An 18,860-nucleotide genomic window follows, 5' to 3' on the forward strand; every position below is an offset into this window, starting at 1 on the left:
TGATATTAAAGAAACAAAAAGGGCAGCTGAGCTGCCCTTTTCAATGCATCAATTTACTTCATTGCTAACAGTTTGCTGTAGCGCTCAAGTTTGTCCATGCTAATTTTTGCGTTTGCCATGAAAGTTTGTCTTGCTTTGCCTGTTAGGGATTTAGATTGTGGCAAATTCACCGTACGCGGGTTTTTGTGGACACCATTCACAAGGAACTCATAGTGCAAGTGAGGGCCTGTTACACGACCTGTTCCGCCAAGCGTACCAATGGTTTGACCTTGCTTAACGCGTTGACCAGCTCGTACTGTACGTTTAGTTAAGTGCAGGTACTTGGTAATGTAAGTATTGCTATGTTTAATGAAAACGTAGTTACCATTAAATTTGTTGTAAGACGATTTTTGAACGATACCATCGCCAGCCGCCCAAATCGGGGTGCCCACAGGTGCCGCATAATCTGTGCCTCTGTGAGGACGAACGCGTCCCGTTACAGGGTGTAAGCGGCGTGGGTTGAAGTTAGACGAAACTCGACGGAAATCCAACGGCGCGCGCAAGAACGCTTTTTTCATTGCTCGTCCATTTTCGTCGTAATACTTGCCACTTTTCTGATCCAGTATTGCGGTGAAGGTATCGCCTTGGTTTTTAAATATTGCAGCAATGATTTTTCCGCGGCCGATTACTTCACCTTCTACCACTTCCTCTTGGTAAAGCACTCGGAAGCTGTCGTTTTTACGAATATCTAAAGCAAAGTCGATATCCCAGCCAAATATGCCGGCCAGTTCCATGATTTGGTTGCCATTTAATCCTGAAGAGATTCCCGCCTTCCAAAAGTTTGATTTGATGGTGGCTTCAGCGTAGTTGTACTGGAAGTCGACTTCTTTTTTATCGACTTCTGAGACGTATTTGCCGTCTTTTAACGTGATACGAAAAGTTTCGAATGCGCTTAATGTTCTTCTTAACTGTACTAAGTCGTTGTTTTCATCAAAACCGAATTGCAATCGATCGCCAGGTCGAAGCCGGGTTAATTGCTTTTCCACTTCTTTGTCTGATGAGACAAGCTCATGCAATAGGCGGGCAGAAAGCCCCACGCGACTAAACAAGATGGCGGCACTCTCACCATTTTTCACTTTGTACGTTTCCCAACGCAGTACAGCGGGGGACGCTGGAGACGAACTGTTTAGTGCACTGAGTTCTAGGGAAACTGGCACAGGATAATGTTGACCAACTTTTAATCGGCTCTGCTGCGGGTCTAGGTCTTGCGGATCAGGTAAAAAGAAGAGCGCGAAGATAATCAGCGCACTAAAAAAACCGATCAATACTTTGTGCAAGAGTGGAAGTCGGACAAAAATCGAATGCATGAGGTACTTGATTGCTAAATTAAACGGAAAAATTGACAACTACCTAGTCTAACGTGTTTCAAAATGCATCGCTATTCAAGTAATATGTTCAGCTATTATATTTTTGCCAAATCTGTGGGAGTGAACAAGAATGGCGAGCATTGAAGCTGCACTAGCCGAGATTAAGCGCGGTGTTGAAGAGCTGATTCCAGAAGAAGAGCTTATCGCAAAACTAAAAGAAGACCGTCCTCTACGTATTAAATTGGGTGCGGATCCTACGGCTCCAGATATTCACCTAGGTCATACGGTTATTTTCAATAAGCTTCGCTTGTTCCAAGAGCTAGGTCATGAGGTGACGTTCCTAATTGGTGACTTCACTGCAATGGTTGGTGACCCAACAGGTAAAAACACAACACGTCCACCGCTAAGCCGCGAAGACGTATTGCGTAATGCAGAAACTTACAAAGAGCAGGTATTCAAAATTTTAGACCCTGCAAAAACTAAGATTCAGTTCAACTCTGAGTGGTTATCTGAGCTTGGTGCAGAAGGTATGATTCGTCTTGCTGCAAACCAAACCGTTGCTCGTATGCTAGAACGTGATGACTTTAAAAAGCGTTACGCGGGTGGTCAGCCAATTGCTATTCATGAGTTCATGTACCCACTTCTACAAGGTTGGGACTCAGTAGCAATGGAAACTGACGTTGAGCTTGGTGGTACTGACCAGAAGTTCAACCTGCTAATGGGGCGTGAACTGCAAAAGTCTCACGGTCAAAAACCACAGGTTGTACTGATGATGCCTCTTCTAGTGGGCCTTGATGGCGAGAAGAAGATGTCTAAGTCAGCAAACAACTACATCGGTATCAGCGAAGCGCCAAGCGAAATGTTTGGTAAAATCATGTCTATTTCGGATGACCTAATGTGGAGCTACTACGAGCTGCTATCTTTCCGTCCTCTGGAAGAGATTGCTCAATTCAAAGCTGATGTAGAAGCAGGCAAAAACCCTCGTGACATCAAAGTATTGCTAGCAAAAGAAATTATTGCTCGTTTCCACAGTGAAGCTGATGCAGATGCGGCAGAGCAAGAATTCGTAAACCGTTTTGCGAAGAATCAAATTCCTGATGAAATGCCAGAATTTGATTTTGATGCAGGTCGCCCTGTGAGCAATCTGTTGAAAGAAGCGGGCTTATGCCCATCATCGTCAGATGCGATGCGTATGGTTAAGCAGGGCGCTGTGAAGATGGATGGTGAAAAAATTGCGGACAGCAAATTTGCTCCAGAAGCGGGTACTTACGTGTTCCAAGTAGGCAAACGTAAATTTGCACGTATTACTATTCAGTAATCAATAATCGCTGCAAATGAAAGCGCCTGATGGGCGCTTTTTTTGTATAAAAATTTAGCGAAAAAGACAAAGTAAACCTTCCAAACATGTTGAACTTTGCTACTATACTCGCGCTGCCAATAATGGCAGCGTTATCGGAGATTTACATGAACAATACCGACCATCCTCCCAGTCGTTGGGTGAGTAAGAGTAAGGGAGCGAAATAACCCGCTTCGGTATTGGCGATCTCCGCCTTACCTAAGTGGTGAGGCATCTTTTCTAATTTTCTTCTCGTTATTTCCTTCATACATTCTGAATAGACAGTGCATCCGCATTGGTTTTCTCTGTGCATCTTAATTGTTGTGTGACTTTAAGTATGCAAGATTGACTTTGCGTGCCTTGTCGATGGTCGTTACCAATGCCAATCGGGAGATTCGCCATGACGGTAATGAACAACACTTTTATTGAAACAACACCAAACTTTTCTGAAGTAGAAATTGGTGCAGCTCGCAATGCATTTTTGCAGTATGAGCAAGAGCAACAAATCCATTTGCTTACGATCATGCCGATTGATGAGGCGGTAGGTATTTTGCAGCATTGCTCTGTCGGTTATGTGAATAGTCTTATTGCTCAACTTGAGCAAGCAGGCCATGACAAACGCGCACGTCATTATGCTCACCAATTGGGTTTGCATATGTCTGAAGTTGATACACCTGATGGTTATTTATCGACTAGTGTTTTGGGGCACGTGAAGCAGCGTATTGGGTGGATCATTGCACTGGCCCTTTTAGGGATTGTGTCGGGTTTGATCATTGCTCAGTATGAAGACACCCTTAGCCAGCTCGTTTTGCTTGCGGTGTACATGCCTGTGATCGCTGCGGCTGGTGGTAATACAGGAACACAAGCTGCAACTTTGGTGATTCGTGCTCTTGCAACTGGAGAGCTAAAAAAACGCCAATGGTTAGAAGTTTTGTGGAAAGAGAGCCGCGTTGCTCTATTTATTGCGTTAGCTATCGCTATCGTGATGATTGGACGCATTATGTTATTTAGTGCCGGTCAATCAACAGGGGGCTTTGAACTTACCGATATCGCATTGGCAATAGCGGTTGCGTTATTCATCCAAGTAACAATTTCTACAACATTAGGTGGGCTGCTACCAATTATTGCACGAGCTTGCAAGATGGACCCAGCGGTATTGGTGAGTCCAGTTCTTGCGTCTATCGTCGATATTTCAGGAATGTGGATTTACTTTAACGTGGTGAACTATTTCTTAGGTATTGCCTGACTAAAGTTCACTATATCATTGTAAAAAAGCTGCTCAAAATGTGTGATTGGGGCGATGACAGGCGTGTTATCGTCCCTTTTTTCTGGGAAGTAGTCTGAAACAAACTGAACAAAAATGGTGTTAGGTTGACCATTTTTATCCAAGCCATATCCAGCCATATTGTAAGTCCCGTAGAGAGAGCCACTTTTCGCGATCAGCTGTCCTTTAATTGGCAGTTTTCGCATACTTTGTCGGTACTTTAATGTGCCGGATTCACCTGATTTCGGCATGATGGCGATCAGTTTAAGCTCGTCTTCGTGCTGCCAAATATAACGAAGAATTTCCGCCATTTTGGTGGCGGAGATACGATTGTTTCGCGAAAGTCCTGAGCCGTCTTCTAGGCGCGCATTACGAATATCAATACCAGTGTTGGCGAAAATGATCTGCTTGATCGCCTCTGTACCGTTGGCAAAGCTACCTGACTGAACAAAAAACTTAGCGCCAAGTGTTTTGGTTAATGTATCTGCAATCAAGTTATCAGAGTTTTTAAGCATCTCTTCCAGAATGTCTGGTAATGCCTCTGATTGATGCATGGCGATTAGCTTGCGCTGTTTTTCCGGAGCCGAACCGATCCGAATCTTTCCTGATAACTCAATATTGAGCTGCTTAAGCAAAGCTGCCAATCTATGGCTGGTATAAAGTTCGGGATCTTGAACGGCAAATTTAAGTGGCAATGGTTTCTCCCTCTCAACTAAGCATCCAGTTAGCTTGTAGTTGTTATCAGGGTTTGCGACTAAGCCTAAATCGCAATGACGACTTTTCTTAATCGTTTTAGAAACTGTTTCTACGGTACTTGTGACACGAATAGGTTGATGCTCAGGTACGTAGACTCGAGTCCCACCGTCTTTTTGCGTATAGATAGAAGCCTGCACACAGTTGTTATTGAGTGTGATGGTCGATGCCGGAGCGCTGTAGCAAACTCCCAAGATATCCCACGGCCAGCCCACTGCACGGTTGTAACCAGTGAATGCGCTGTTATCGAGCCATAAGTCACCGTCAATACGCTTTAAGCCATTTTTCTTGGCTAGGGTAAGAAGTGATTTTAAATCGTTGGTTTGGAGCGTTGGATCGCCGACAAAGTAAATCACTGCGTCTGAGCTCGACGCTTCTAGTTTGGTTCGAAAGCGGAAGTTATCACCCAGCTCTAACTTTGCCGCTAATGCTGTGACGATTTTTAATGTACTGGCTGGTGGGAATAATTGTTCGGTAGGATGAACACCGTCAAGTTCAGCATTCTCACTGAGTTTTTCCGCGACTAAACTGATGCGAGAGCCTTCCGGCAACACTTCTTGATGAGGGTACGCTTGTGAAAAAGCAGAAAGTAATGAAGAGAATATGAGCAAGGGCCAACGTAAACGCATAATGATACTTTCTAAGGTGAGTTATGTGATTGAGTATACGCAAGTCCTTTCAATATGCTAGGTAACTAAAGAAATGCTTTATATGTCATCAGGAATGAGACATGAGAGAAAGGCGCGCGGCTTAAAATGGAGTATAAAAAATGCCCGCTTGAAGCGGGCATTCGATATTCTAATCAAAGACCGGAATTAGAAGTCGTAACGTAGACCTAGAGCTAGCTCGTCTTCAGCATCGATCTTGTTCGCAACTGTCTTACCGCTAGTTGAGCCGAACTTATCGCCAGCGTCAATTAGGTTGAAGTTGTAAGAAACGTAACCGCGGAAGTTAGGTTTGAAGTAGTAAGAAGCATCAACAGCGAAGTTGTTTGCAGAAGTTTCATTGTCAGTTTCTGCATTGTTGTACGTCGTTGTGAATACTGTTTGACCTAGCGTGTAAGCACCCGCTAATTCGTAACCAGTGTAATCAACAGTGTTGTTGAATGTGTCAGTCATTTTTTCGCCATCTGTGAAGATACCAGCGAAGTAAAGATCAGACATTGTGTAAGATGCAGCTAGCATGTACTCGTTTGCATCGTATTGGTCTGCGTAACCAGCACCAAGCTCAAGACCAGTGTCTGCTACAGCGTAGATAGCTGATAGAGAGTAGCCGTCTTGTTTGTTATCAGAGTATTCACCGTTTTGTTCTACACGGTCAGCGAAGCGGTAGCTTGCTTTAACACTTAGGTTTTCGAATTGACCTTTGTAAGCCATCATGTTGTCTGTACGGTCTGCTACAGCTAGTTTGTCTGCTGCAGAGTTACCGTGGTAAGCCATGATATCTGTGAAGTCAGTGATAACGCCTAGTGCACCTTCAGTTTTACCGTATGCGAACTCACCGTAAGCACCGCCAAGACCAGCGTAAGCAAGACGAGTTTCTAGATCGCTCTTGTCGTCGCCGTCTACAGTACCGTTTTGAGCAGTCTCAAATTCACCTTCCCAGAAACCAACACCGTATAGGTTGTCATTGATCTCTTGTTTACCAAGGAAGTTTAGACGGATGCGAGATTTGTCTTGAGCGTCGCCATCTTTCATAGATAGACGTGCTTCAGCACGGCCGCCCATTTCTAGAGAAGTGCCGTCTTGGTTGTAAAGTTCAGCTGCGTTTACGCCAGTTGCCATAGCTGCTGCAGATACAGAAAGAGCAATTAGAGTCTTTTTCATCTTATTTGTCCTAGTTAGCTGTCCATAATCATTGTTGTATGGGGGAGAGGTAATCTCTCACAAGTTGTTGGTCTATAATCGGCCAATGAGCGGTATAATTCGCCCTTGTAAGCCTTTGATCTAACAACTCGCTGGACATGTTTTACTGCTAAAGTTTCCGTATGAGTTAGTAAAATGATATAAATCGTATCGATGAACACTGTTCGATTGCTCTGGTTTTTGGTTTAACTTTTTGTTTTAAATAAGGTTTTGTGGCTATAACATTCGTCTGACATTGATTAGTTTTTATCTTTTTTGATGTTTTTTGTGTAATGAACAGTGTTGTTTTTCAACAAATTGCGACAGTGATGCACTCTAGAATCGTTCTAAAAGTGACTTATATCATTATGCCGAAAGGGCATAGTCTTACAGCCTTTCGAATTAAGATGATTTCGTCCGGGAGTTTGTTTACACTAAATGAAATACATCTTTAAGCGCACTACCCAGCCCTATGGCAGGGTGGGCTTTTTTTTGTCCAAAGACCCATTTGGGCTTGAGGTTATAAAATGGAAAAAGTTCCAATGACACTACGTGGCGAGCAAAAGCTACGTGCAGAACTCGATCGTCTACTTAAACTACGTCCTCAAATTTCAGAGGCAATTGCTGAAGCTCGTGAGTTAGGTGATTTAAAAGAGAACGCAGAATATCACGCCGCTCGAGAAGAGCAGGGTATCTGTGAAGCACAAATCCGTGACATTGAATACAAACTGTCAGTTGCTCAAGTAATTGATGTAACGAAGATGGAGAACACGGGTAAAGTTATTTTTGGTTCAACCGTAACCTTGATTGACATCGACACCGAAGAAGAAAAAACATACCAAATTGTTGGTGATGACGAAGCAGACATTAAAGCTGGCCGTATTTCAGTAAGCTCACCAATTGCTCGTGGCTTGATCGGTAAGATGGAAGGCGATGAGGTTGCTATTCAAACTCCGGGTGGCGCGAAAGACTTCGAAATCGATCGAGTAGAATACATCTAAGTCGTTGAGAGTAATTTTGTTACTCCAATAAAACGCAAAAAGGTCGCCAATGGCGACCTTTTTTCTTCAGCAACGTAAGTAGAATTACTTACGAGGGATTTCGATTTTACGCTCTTCAGACTGGCGGTATAGCACAAGCACTTTACCAATAGTCTGAACTTTTTCTGCGCCCGTCTCACGTACGATAGCGTCGATGATTAGCTGTTTTGTTTCACGATCTTCTGAAGCAACTTTTACTTTGATCAGTTCGTGATGGTTAAGAGCGATTTCAATTTCTGCTAGCACGGCTTCTGTAAGTCCATTTGCGCCCATTAGCACGACAGGTTTTAAACTGTGAGCTAGGCCTTTAAGGTGCTGCTTTTGTTTGGTGCTTAGGTTCATTACGCGGCCAATTTTCTTTAAAATAAGGGTTGAAAAAAGCTATTTTAACGCCATCTATTGCTGAAGACTATAATTTATTGAGTAATAGGTAGCGCCTATTAAAACAATAGCTCCAATTTGCGCCTTGTTGGGATTAAAATGAGTAAACAAAAACATTCGGCTAGTTCTGGTCGTTGGTTGAAAGAACACTTTGATGATAAATACGCGAATGAGGCTCGTAAAAAAGGCTATCGCTCACGTGCTTATTTCAAGATCGATGAGATTCAAACGAAAGATAAATTGTTAAAGCCTGGGATGACAGTCGTCGATTTGGGTGCGGCACCGGGCGGGTGGTCTCAATATGCTGCTAAGATAGTAGGAGACAGTGGTCAGATCATTGCGTGTGATTTGCTTCCTATGGACCCGATTGCGGGTGTCAGCTTTTTACAAGGCGACTTTCGCGATGATGCAGTATTGGAAGCTTTGCTAGAAAGAATCCAACCTTCAATGGTAGACGTAGTAATGTCTGACATGGCACCTAATATTGCGGGAAATAACTCTGTTGACCAACCTCGTGCTATGTATTTAGTTGAATTGGCTTTAGATATGTGTCGACAAGTTCTAGCGCCTAATGGTAGCTTTGTCGTAAAGGTTTTCCAGGGGGAAGGCTTCGATCAGTATGTGAAAGAAGTCCGAGACATGTTTAAAGCCGTAAAAATTAGAAAACCAGACTCATCGCGAGCTCGCTCTCGAGAAGTCTTTGTTGTAGCCACTGGTTACAAAGGTTAACCATTTTGCTCTCTTGAGAGCGTGTTAACACTATAGCTACAGTGAATGAACTGTAGTACCCTACCTTTAATTACAATTAGTTATCGAGAGGCTTACACCTTGAGTGACATGGCAAAAAATTTAATTCTGTGGCTTGTTATCGCCGTCGTATTGATGTCGGTATTCCAGAGCTTTGGCCCTGGAGAAAGCAATGGCAGAACCGTGGATTACACCACGTTTGTACAGGAAGTTGGCCAAGGCCAGATTCAAGAAGCAACTTTTAAAGACGGTGAAATTAGCTTTGTTCGTCGTGGCGGCGGTGCCAAAATGGTCACTTACATGCCAGTGTATGACCAAAAGCTTCTAGATGACCTAATTAACCAAAACGTGAAAGTACAGGGCACGCCTCCAGAAGAGCAAAGCTTGCTTGGTACTATTTTCATTTCTTGGTTCCCAATGATCTTACTGATTGGTGTATGGATTTTCTTCATGCGTCAAATGCAAGGCGGCGGCGGTAAAGGCGCTATGTCTTTTGGTAAGAGCAAAGCTCGAATGATGAGCGAAGAACAAATCAAGACAACTTTTGCTGACGTCGCTGGTTGTGACGAAGCAAAAGAAGACGTGAAAGAGCTGGTGGACTACTTGCGTGATCCAAGCCGCTTCCAAAAACTGGGCGGTAAGATTCCTACTGGTGTGTTAATGGTTGGTCCTCCTGGTACTGGTAAAACGCTTCTAGCGAAAGCCATTGCTGGTGAAGCAAAAGTACCGTTTTTTACCATCTCGGGTTCAGATTTCGTAGAAATGTTTGTGGGTGTCGGTGCATCTCGTGTACGTGACATGTTCGAACAAGCTAAGAAAGCAGCGCCTTGTATTATCTTCATCGATGAAATCGATGCGGTAGGTCGTCAGCGTGGTGCTGGTGTTGGTGGTGGTCACGATGAACGTGAGCAAACACTAAACCAAATGCTAGTAGAGATGGATGGTTTCGAAGGTAACGAAGGTATCATCGTAATCGCTGCAACTAACCGTCCAGACGTTCTTGACCCAGCGTTGCTACGTCCTGGTCGTTTTGACCGCCAAGTAGTGGTTGGATTGCCAGATGTACGTGGTCGTGAGCAGATTCTAAAAGTACACATGCGTAAAGTCCCTCTAGCAGGTGACGTAGAGCCTTCTCTAATCGCTCGTGGTACACCAGGCTTCTCTGGTGCTGATTTAGCAAACCTAGTCAACGAAGCGGCGCTATTTGCTGCGCGTGGTAACAAGCGTAACGTTTCTATGGTTGAATTCGAATTAGCGAAAGACAAAATCATGATGGGTGCCGAGCGCCGTTCAATGGTGATGTCTGAAGAGACAAAAGAGTCAACGGCTTATCACGAAGCAGGTCACGCAATTGTTGGTCGTTTAGTACCTGAGCACGATCCAGTGTACAAAGTGTCGATCATTCCACGCGGTCGCGCGTTGGGTGTGACTATGTACCTACCGGAGCAAGACCGTGTCAGCATGTCTCGCCAGCATCTAGAGTCTATGATCTCTAGCTTGTACGGTGGTCGTCTAGCGGAAGAACTCATCTACGGTGCTGATAAAGTCTCAACAGGCGCGTCAAACGATATTGAACGTGCAACTGATATTGCTCGTAAGATGGTTACTCAATGGGGTTTCTCTGAAAAGCTTGGTCCTCTACTGTATGCAGAAGATGAAGGTGAGGTGTTCCTTGGTCGTAGCGTGACTCAGACTAAGCATGTATCTGATGATACGGCGAAGCTGATTGATGATGAAGTTCGTCAAATCATTGACCGCAACTATGACCGTGCGAAGAAGATTCTTCAAGAAAACATGGATATCATGCATGCGATGAAAGATGCGCTGATGAAGTATGAAACCATTGATGCTCGTCAAATTGATGATTTAATGGAGCGCAAAGCTGAAATTCGTGAGCCTGCGGGTTGGAGTGATAACTCAACTAGCAAACCTGAAGACAGCGAGAAGCCTCAAGCAAAGCCAGAAGTTAAAGAAGAAGCAACGGACGCTGCGAAAGATGCAGAAAAGTCTAGCTCTCCAGAAGCGACTTCTAGCGAAGCGCCTGAAAAGAAAGACTCTGAATAAAGAGTGTTGATAATAATAAACCCCGAGTTATCTCGGGGTTTTTGTGTTTATGATGATGATTACAGCAAATAACAAATCTTTAGATCTTTCCCGTCCACATGTTATGGCCATTCTAAATGTGACTCCGGATTCCTTTTCGGATGGTGGTAAATACAACTCGATTGAACTCGCCCTTGCTCAAGTTGATAAAATGATAAAGGCTGGTGTAAGCATTGTTGATGTTGGTGGGGAGTCGACAAGGCCTGGCGCGCCAGATGTGTCTTTAGAAGAAGAACTTCGACGTGTTGTCCCAGTAATCAAGGCCATTCGTGAAAAGTACGATGTGTGGATTTCGGTCGATACCAGTAAAGCGGAAGTTATGCGTCAAGCTATTGATGCTGGTGCAGATTTGATCAATGACATTCGATCTTTGCAAGAACCTGGTGCTCTCGAAGTCGCAGCAGAAGCAAAGCTTCCAATTTGTCTGATGCATATGAAAGGTCAACCTAGAACCATGCAAGTTGCACCTCATTATGATGATTTGATGAGCGACGTATCTGCCTTTCTAGAAGAACGTATCGCGGCATGTGAAGCAGCAGGGATTGATAAATCTCAACTGATTCTCGATCCTGGGTTTGGCTTTGGCAAAACGATAGAACACAATTATCATATGCTCGCTCATCTTGAAAAGTTTCATGAATTCGGCCTGCCAATTTTGGCTGGCATGTCTCGTAAGTCAATGATTTTTAAGTTGTTGGATAAGCCGGCGGCTGAATGTACAAATGCGAGTGTCGTTTGCGCTACGATTGCAGCAATGAAAGGCGCGCAGATCATTCGTGTGCATGACTTTGAAGAGACAATCGAAGCAATGAAAGTTGTTGAGATGACGAAAAACAATATTTAAAAATAATAAAGGAAAGTTTATGTCGAATAAAAGACGTTACTTTGGTACTGACGGTGTGCGCGGTAAAGTAGGACAATACCCAATCACTCCGGACTTCGTACTTAAGCTTGGCTGGGCTGCTGGTCGTGTACTAGCAAAACAAGGCACAAAGAAAGTTATTATAGGTAAAGATACGCGTATCTCCGGTTATATGCTTGAATCTGCATTAGAAGCAGGCCTTGCTGCAGCGGGACTTAAAGCAACATTTACTGGTCCAATGCCAACCCCAGCAGTGGCATATTTAACTCAAACTTTCCGCGCAGAGGCGGGGATTGTGATTTCTGCATCGCATAACCCATATTACGACAACGGCATTAAATTCTTTTCTTCTGAAGGTACTAAGCTACCTGACGATATCGAGTTGGCGATTGAAGCTGAGCTGGATAAAGACATTGAATGTGTTGAGTCTGCAGAACTTGGTAAAGCCACTCGTCTAAATGACGCTGCAGGCCGTTACATCGAATTCTGTAAGAGTACTTTCCCATCTGAATTGAGTCTTGCAAACTTTAAAATCGTGGTAGATTGTGCGCACGGTGCAACGTACCACATTGCTCCAAATGTCTTCAAAGAACTTGGTGCAGATGTAATCGCGATGGGTGTTGAGCCAAATGGTATCAACATCAATGAAGAAGTCGGTGCTACAGACGTTCGCACGCTACAAAAACGCGTTGTAGAAGAGCAAGCTCATCTTGGTCTTGCATTTGATGGTGACGGCGACCGTATCATCATGGTTGACCATTTAGGTAATAAAGTCGATGGTGACCAAATTGCTTACATCATCGCACGTGATGCTCTGCGTCGTGGTGAACTAAAAGGTGGCGTGGTTGGTACATTGATGACTAACCTAGGTATGGAAAATGGCCTGAAGCAATTAGGTATTCCATTTGTTCGTGCTGCTGTCGGTGACCGCTATGTAATGGAGCAATTGCTGGCTAAAGGCTGGAAGATCGGTGCCGAAAACTCTGGTCACGTTATCTTGCTAGATAAAGTAACAACGGGAGACGCGATTGTTGCAGCTCTACAAGTGCTTGCTTCTGTTGTTGGTAGTGACATGTCACTGCACGACTTGTCGCAAGGCATGACGCTTTACCCACAAGTTTTAGAAAATGTACGTTTCGCTGGTGAAAACAACCCTCTAGAAGCGCAAGCAGTATTGGCTGCTGTAGAAGAAGTTGAAGCTGAGCTAGGCGATAAAGGACGTGTATTGCTGCGTAAATCTGGCACAGAGCCTTTGATTCGCGTTATGGTGGAAGGTGAGGATGGAGAGCTAGTTCAAAGCTCTGCATTGAAAATTGCCGAAGCTGTAAAAGCAAGTTGTTAATCATTGCGTTAAAGTATGCAGTGAATGAAAAGGGCATCTTTTGCCCTTTTTTTGAGCGCTTAGCGCATTGGCATTGATTTTTTACTAATTTTCCCTTGTCAGCGTTACCGGCTTTCGCTAGTATTGCTCCGCCTCCCGTTAGGAGGTCGCTAGCCTTGTTCAATTATGATTTATTCTCTTGAACGGCGCTGGCTCAACAATTTGGAACATAGGTGGAAAAAATGTTTTCAGTTCTACTTGTGATTTACCTGTTGGCAGCGCTTGGTGTGATTGGCCTTGTGTTGATTCAACAAGGTAAAGGCGCAGATATGGGAGCCTCGTTCGGTGCTGGTGCTTCAAACACAGTGTTTGGTGCTGGCGGCTCAGGTAATTTCTTAACCCGAACAACTGCTATTTTAGCAACCGTATTCTTTATCGTTAGCTTGTTGCTTGGTCGTATGTCTACGCACCAGACTGAATCACAATGGGTAGACCCAACATTAGGTCAACCAGTTGTTGAACAAGTTAAGGATGCAGCGAGTGAAGTTCCAGCCCCTGCGGGTGATGAAATTCCTCAATAAGCTGTAAGGTTTTGATGCCGAGATGGTGAAATTGGTAGACACGCTAGCATGAGGTGCTAGTGCCTTAGGTGTGAGGGTTCGAGTCCCTCTCTCGGCACCATGTATTTACAAACTTGTAAATCACTTGTTTGCGAGTATAATGCTCAGCAAGTCGGACGCGGGGTGGAGCAGCTTGGTAGCTCGTCGGGCTCATAACCCGAAGGTCGTCGGTTCAAATCCGGCCCCCGCAACCAATCTCTTTCTTTAAGAAGAAATCGTAGATTGGCAAGTTTGCGTAGTGCTAACCACACTACGAGTTAAGAGAAGCATTTGTTGGCTATTCTTAACGTATCAGGGTCCAGCAGCATAAAACCCCGACTATCGGGGTTTTTTGTTATCTGAGCTTTTTGAAATAGCTCAGAGACTGCTTGGTTTTTTGATTGGGCTCTGAGCCCTTTTTTTGTTTCTGGAGTGGTTAAATGACTGGTTTAGAAAGACAACTTACTGAAATGCTTGAAGCACCAGTAGAGGCATCAGGCTATGAGTTGGTTGGATTAGAATTCATTCGTGCAGGCGCGCACTCAACGTTACGCATCTACATTGACCATGAAAATGGTATTAACGTGGACGACTGTGCAGAAGTTAGCCACCAAGTTAGTGCGGTTTTAGACGTTGAAGATCCAATTTCTGTTGCTTACAGCCTAGAAGTGTCTTCTCCAGGTTTAGAAAGACCACTTTTTAAAGCAGCACATTACGAGCAATTTATTGGTCACGAGGTCAGCATCGTATTGAAAATGGCTGTAGCAAACCGTCGTAAGTGGAAAGGTATTATCCACGGCGTTGATGGCGAAACAGTGACAATTACTGTAGACGGTCAGCAAGAAGAGTTTGCTCTAAGTAACATTTCCAAAGCTAACCTGATCCCTAAATTTTAGTTCCCTAAAAAAGTTTAAGCTTAGAGGCTAAATACAATGAGTAAAGAAATTTTAGCGGTAGCAGAAGCGGTATCGAACGAAAAAGCGGTACCTCGTGAGCGTATCTTTGAGGCTCTTGAGATTGCTCTAGCAACTTCTACAAAGAAAAAATACGAAATCGAAATCGACGTACGTGTTGCCATTGACCGTAAAACTGGTGAGTTTGTGACTTACCGTCGTTGGTTAGTTGTTGATGATGTTGAGAACCCTACAAAAGAGATCTCACTAGAAGCAGCACAGTACGAAGATGACTCAATCGAGCTTGGCGACTACGTAGAAGACGAAATCGAATCAGTAACGTTTGACCGTATTACGACTCAAACGGCTAAGCAAGTTATCGTACAAAAAGTTCGTGAAGCTGAACGTGCACAAATCGTTGAGCAGTTCATCGACAATGAAGGTGATCTAATCACTGGCGTTGTGAAAAAAGTAAACCGCGACACAATCGTACTTGACCTTGGTAACAACGCTGAAGCGGTAATCCTACGTGATGACCAACTTCCTCGTGAAAACTTCCGTCCAGGCGACCGCGTTCGTGGTCTTCTTTACAAAGTTGCGCCAGAAGCACGTGGTTTCCAACTGTTCATCACTCGTTCTAAGCCTGAAATGCTGGCAGAACTATTCCGTGTTGAAGTGCCTGAAATCGCTGAAGATATTATCGAGTTGAAAGGCGCGGCACGTGATCCTGGTTCTCGCGCTAAGATCGCTGTCAAAACAAATGACAAACGTATCGACCCTGTAGGTGCGTGTGTTGGTATGCGTGGTGCACGTGTACAAGCTGTTTCTGGCGAACTTGGTGGTGAGCGTATCGATATTGTGCTTTGGGATGATAACCCAGCTCAATTCGTTATCAACGCAATGGCGCCAGCTGATGTTGCTTCTATCATCGTTGATGAGGATGCACACTCAATGGACATCGCAGTTGAAGCTGACAACCTAGCGCAAGCTATCGGTCGTAATGGTCAAAACGTGCGTCTAGCATCTCAACTAACAGGTTGGGAACTGAATGTTATGACAGTTGCTGATCTTCAGAAGAAACACGCTGAAGAATCACAAGCATCTATTGAAAACTTCATGAAGTACCTAGATATTGAAGAAGACTTCGCTCAACTTCTTGTTGAAGAAGGTTTCTCAACGCTAGAAGAAGTCGCATATGTGCCAGTTAACGAGCTACTAGAAATCGATGGTTTGAATGAAGAACTAATCGAAGAGCTTCGTGGACGTGCAAAAGATGCACTAACGACGATCGCACTAGCACAAGAAGAGTCTTTTGAAGGTCTAGAACCGGCTGAAGATCTGCTTGCACTTGAAGGTCTTGAGCGTGAGATGGCATTTAAATTGGCAGCGAAAGGTGTAGCGACACTGGAAGATCTTGCTGACCAAGGTATTGACGATTTAGAAGGTATCGAAGGCCTGACCGAAGAACGTGCAGGTGAGCTAATTATGGCCGCACGTAACATCTGTTGGTTCGGCGAAGAAGCATAATTTTCGGCAAGGAGGAAGCGGCATGACACAATTAACAGTTAAAGCACTGAGTGATGAGATTGGTACGCCAGTCGACCGCTTGATTGAACAACTTGCTGACGCTGGCATTAAAAAGGCGAGCTCTGACAATGTTACTGATGAAGAGAAGCAGAAGCTTCTCTCTCATTTAAAGAAAGAACACGGTGATAAATCAGGTGATTCAGAGCCGACTCGCCTTACGCTTCAGCGTAAAACTCGTAGTACACTTAGTGTGAACGCGGGTGGTGGCAAGAGTAAGAATGTTCAGGTTGAGGTGCGCAAAAAACGTACATACGTGAAGCGCAGCACAATTGAAGATGAAGCGAAACGTGAAGCTGAAGAAGCAGCACAACGTGAAGCAGAAGAAGCAGCAAAACGTGCAGCAGAAGAAGCTGCAAAACGTGAAGCTGAAGAAGCTGCAAAACGTGAAGCTGAAGAAGCTGCAAAACGTGAAGCGGAAGAAAAAGCGAAACGTGAAGCTGAAGAAAAAGCGAAGCGAGACGTAGATACGAATGCACAACGTAATGCTGAAGAAAAAGCAAAGCGTGATGCTGAAGAGAAAATTAAGCAAGAAGCAGCGCGAAAAGAGGCCGACGAGCTTAAACGTCGTCAGGAAGAAGAAGCTAAGCGTAAGGCTGAAGAGGAAAGTCAGCGCAAGCTTGAAGAAGCTCGCGAATTGGCTGAAAAGAATAAAGAGCGTTGGTCTGCTGCAGAAGAGAAAAAGGGTGATATGGAAGATACAGATTACCATGTAACGACTTCACAATACGCACGTGAAGCCGAAGATGAAGCAGATCGCAAAGTAGAGAGCGGTCGTCGTAAGAAGAAAAAAGCTTCAGGTAAAGACGACCAAGCTCGCGGTGGCCGTAACAACCAACGTGGCGGTAGAGGTCGTAAAGGCAAACTTGCTAAACCGACTTCAATGCAGCATGGCTTTGATAAGTCAGCAACGGTTGCTAAGCAAGACGTTGTAATTGGCGAAACGATCGTTCTATCAGAACTTGCTAACAAGATGTCGGTTAAAGCGACAGAAGTTATCAAAGTAATGATGAAGATGGGCGCTATGGCGACTATCAACCAAGTGATCGACCAAGAAACAGCACAACTTGTTGCTGAAGAAATGGGCCATAAAGTAGTTCTTCGTAAAGAGAACGAACTGGAAGAAGCGGTACTATCTGACCGTGACACTAACGCGGAAGCAGTTCCACGTGCTCCAGTTGTTACTATCATGGGTCACGTTGACCACGGTAAAACGTCAACACTTGACTACATCCGTCGCACACACGTTGCTTCTGGCGAAGCGGGTGGTATTACTCAGCACATTGGTGCGTACCACGTTGAAACAGACAACGGCATGATCACGTTCCTTGATACTCCTGGACACGCAGCGTTTACTGCAATGCGTGCTCGTGGTGCTCAAGCAACAGATATCGTTGTTCTTGTAGTTGCAGCAGACGATGGCGTAATGCCACAAACAGTAGAAGCGATTCAGCACGCGAAAGCGGCAGGCGTTCCTCTAATTGTTGCTGTGAACAAGATCGATAAAGAAGACGCGAACCCAGATAACGTTAAGAACGAGCTTGCTCAATACGACGTTATTCCTGAAGAGTGGGGCGGTGAGAACATGTTCGTTCACATCTCTGCTAAACAGGGTACAAACATCGATGGTCTTCTAGAAGCAATCCTTCTTCAGTCTGAAGTTCTTGAACTTACAGCTGTAGCTGAAGGCATGGCATCTGGTGTTGTTGTTGAATCTCGCCTAGATAAAGGTCGTGGTCCAGTTGCAACAGTACTTGTTCAATCAGGTACACTAAACAAAGGCGACATCGTTCTTTGTGGTCAAGAATACGGCCGTGTTCGTGCAATGCGTGATGAGCTAGGTAAAGAAATCACTTCGGCTGGCCCATCTATCCCTGTAGAGATCCTAGGTCTTTCAGGTGTACCATCTTCAGGTGATGAAGCAACAGTAGTTCGTGACGAGCGTAAAGCGCGTGAAGTAGCTAACTACCGTGCTGGTAAGTTCCGTGAAGTGAAACTTGCTCGTCAGCAGAAATCTAAACTAGAGAACATGTTCTCTAACATGACTGCTGGTGAAGTTGCTGAACTTAACGTTGTACTTAAAGCAGACGTTCAAGGTTCTGTAGAAGCAATCGCAGACTCACTAGTTAAGCTATCTACTGACGAAGTTAAAGTGAACATCGTTGGTTCTGGTGTTGGTGGTATTACGGAAACTGACGTAGTACTAGCGGAAGCTTCAAACGCAATCATCCTTGGCTTTAACGTTCGTGCAGATGCTTCTGCTCGCCGTGCTGTTGAAGCCGCAGCTGTTGACTTACGTTACTACTCAATCATTTACCAATTGATTGACGAAGTGAAACAAGCAATGGGCGGTATGCTTGCTCCAGAATTCAAGCAAGAGATCATTGGTCTTGCTGAAGTTCGTGACGTGTTTAAGTCACCGAAACTGGGCGCTATCGCTGGTTGTATGGTTACAGAAGGTGTGATCAAGCGTAACAACCCAATCCGTGTACTGCGTGATAACGTTGTTATTTACGAAGGTGAACTAGAGTCACTACGTCGTTTCAAAGATGACGTTCAAGAAGTTAAGAATGGCTACGAATGTGGTATCGGCGTTAAGAACTACAATGATGTTCGCGTTGGTGACCAAATCGAAGTCTTCGAAATCGTTGAAATTAAACGTACTCTAGACTAATTGACTAAAATTACTAATATTGTCTTTGAAAGATAAGTAGTAATTGGTTGTTGAATACACCATGGGGGGCTGGCTTTGACCAACCCCCCATTCTTTCTATATAAGAGTAAAGA

At 44.4% G+C, this 18,860-nt stretch carries 15 protein-coding genes and 2 tRNA genes; 13 read left to right on the top strand and 4 right to left on the bottom strand.

What is annotated here, in order from left to right; genetic code table 11:
* Positions 1-53: 53 nt before the first annotated feature.
* Entirely contained in the window at positions 54-1,346 is a 1,293-nt protein-coding gene (locus MTR11_RS18510) for a peptidoglycan DD-metalloendopeptidase family protein (RefSeq protein WP_243328181.1), read from the bottom strand.
* A 130-nt stretch (positions 1,347-1,476) separates the two neighbouring features.
* Here MTR11_RS18510 and tyrS point away from each other — a divergent pair, with 130 nt between their 5' ends.
* Both tyrS and MTR11_RS18520 read left to right on the top strand, forming a co-directional pair.
* A complete protein-coding gene (gene tyrS / locus MTR11_RS18515) occupies positions 1,477-2,664 on the top strand; it encodes a tyrosine--tRNA ligase (protein ID WP_012841441.1) in 1,188 nt (395 codons plus the stop codon).
* 418 nt (positions 2,665-3,082) lie between these two features.
* Entirely contained in the window at positions 3,083-3,928 is an 846-nt protein-coding gene (locus tag MTR11_RS18520; protein WP_203343389.1) for a magnesium transporter, read from the top strand.
* Here MTR11_RS18520 and dacB read toward each other — a convergent pair.
* On the bottom strand, positions 3,907-5,328 hold the full coding sequence (gene dacB / locus MTR11_RS18525) for a serine-type D-Ala-D-Ala carboxypeptidase (RefSeq protein WP_243328182.1): 1,422 nt from the start codon (positions 5,326-5,328) through the stop codon (positions 3,907-3,909). The genes MTR11_RS18520 and dacB overlap by 22 nt on opposite strands.
* 186 nt (positions 5,329-5,514) lie before the next feature.
* Positions 5,515-6,525: a porin gene (locus tag MTR11_RS18530; protein ID WP_012841444.1), complete on the bottom strand. Its 1,011-nt coding sequence runs from the start codon at positions 6,523-6,525 to the stop codon at positions 5,515-5,517.
* Between the two features lie 545 nt (positions 6,526-7,070).
* Between MTR11_RS18530 and greA the strand changes: the two genes are divergently transcribed.
* A complete protein-coding gene (gene greA, locus MTR11_RS18535) occupies positions 7,071-7,544 on the top strand; it encodes a transcription elongation factor GreA (protein WP_005380065.1) in 474 nt (157 codons plus the stop codon).
* Positions 7,545-7,628: 84 nt separating this feature from the next.
* Here the strand turns inward: greA and yhbY are convergent, their stop codons facing one another.
* Entirely contained in the window at positions 7,629-7,925 is a 297-nt protein-coding gene (gene yhbY / locus MTR11_RS18540; protein ID WP_005380066.1) for a ribosome assembly RNA-binding protein YhbY, read from the bottom strand.
* Between the two features lie 138 nt (positions 7,926-8,063).
* On the opposite strand from yhbY, the gene rlmE reads away from it, so the two are divergent.
* The 10 genes from rlmE to infB all read left to right on the top strand — a co-directional run bounded on the left by rlmE (position 8,064) and on the right by infB (position 18,747).
* On the top strand, positions 8,064-8,693 hold the full coding sequence (rlmE, locus tag MTR11_RS18545) for a 23S rRNA (uridine(2552)-2'-O)-methyltransferase RlmE (RefSeq protein ID WP_005388985.1): 630 nt from the start codon (positions 8,064-8,066) through the stop codon (positions 8,691-8,693).
* 108 nt (positions 8,694-8,801) lie between these two features.
* Positions 8,802-10,775 carry an ATP-dependent zinc metalloprotease FtsH gene (gene ftsH / locus MTR11_RS18550; protein ID WP_041852890.1) on the top strand — a complete coding sequence of 658 codons (1,974 nt, stop codon included), beginning with the start codon at positions 8,802-8,804 and terminating at the stop codon, positions 10,773-10,775.
* 52 nt (positions 10,776-10,827) lie between these two features.
* Positions 10,828-11,658 (top strand): dihydropteroate synthase, encoded by an 831-nt coding sequence (folP, locus tag MTR11_RS18555; protein ID WP_065645530.1) that lies wholly within the window; start codon positions 10,828-10,830, stop codon positions 11,656-11,658.
* A gap of 19 nt (positions 11,659-11,677) precedes the next feature.
* The gene (glmM, locus tag MTR11_RS18560) at positions 11,678-13,018 is read left to right on the top strand and encodes a phosphoglucosamine mutase (protein ID WP_243328183.1); all 1,341 of its coding nucleotides are present in this window, start codon (positions 11,678-11,680) and stop codon (positions 13,016-13,018) included.
* Positions 13,019-13,239: 221 nt separating this feature from the next.
* Positions 13,240-13,578 (top strand): preprotein translocase subunit SecG, encoded by a 339-nt coding sequence (gene secG / locus MTR11_RS18565; RefSeq protein WP_005380080.1) that lies wholly within the window; start codon positions 13,240-13,242, stop codon positions 13,576-13,578.
* A gap of 16 nt (positions 13,579-13,594) precedes the next feature.
* Positions 13,595-13,678, top strand: a tRNA-Leu gene (locus MTR11_RS18570).
* A gap of 56 nt (positions 13,679-13,734) precedes the next feature.
* A tRNA-Met gene (locus MTR11_RS18575) sits at positions 13,735-13,811 on the top strand.
* A 225-nt stretch (positions 13,812-14,036) separates the two neighbouring features.
* The gene (rimP, locus tag MTR11_RS18580; RefSeq protein WP_005394659.1) at positions 14,037-14,492 is read left to right on the top strand and encodes a ribosome maturation factor RimP; all 456 of its coding nucleotides are present in this window, start codon (positions 14,037-14,039) and stop codon (positions 14,490-14,492) included.
* A gap of 36 nt (positions 14,493-14,528) precedes the next feature.
* Positions 14,529-16,016: a transcription termination factor NusA gene (gene nusA / locus MTR11_RS18585; protein ID WP_109169499.1), complete on the top strand. Its 1,488-nt coding sequence runs from the start codon at positions 14,529-14,531 to the stop codon at positions 16,014-16,016.
* A 22-nt stretch (positions 16,017-16,038) separates the two neighbouring features.
* Entirely contained in the window at positions 16,039-18,747 is a 2,709-nt protein-coding gene (infB, locus tag MTR11_RS18590) for a translation initiation factor IF-2 (RefSeq protein WP_012841448.1), read from the top strand.
* Positions 18,748-18,860 lie beyond the last annotated feature (113 nt).

It is taken from the genome of Vibrio sp. CCB-PB317 (assembly GCF_022808245.1).
Classification (GTDB): Bacteria; Pseudomonadota; Gammaproteobacteria; order Enterobacterales; family Vibrionaceae; genus Vibrio; species Vibrio diabolicus.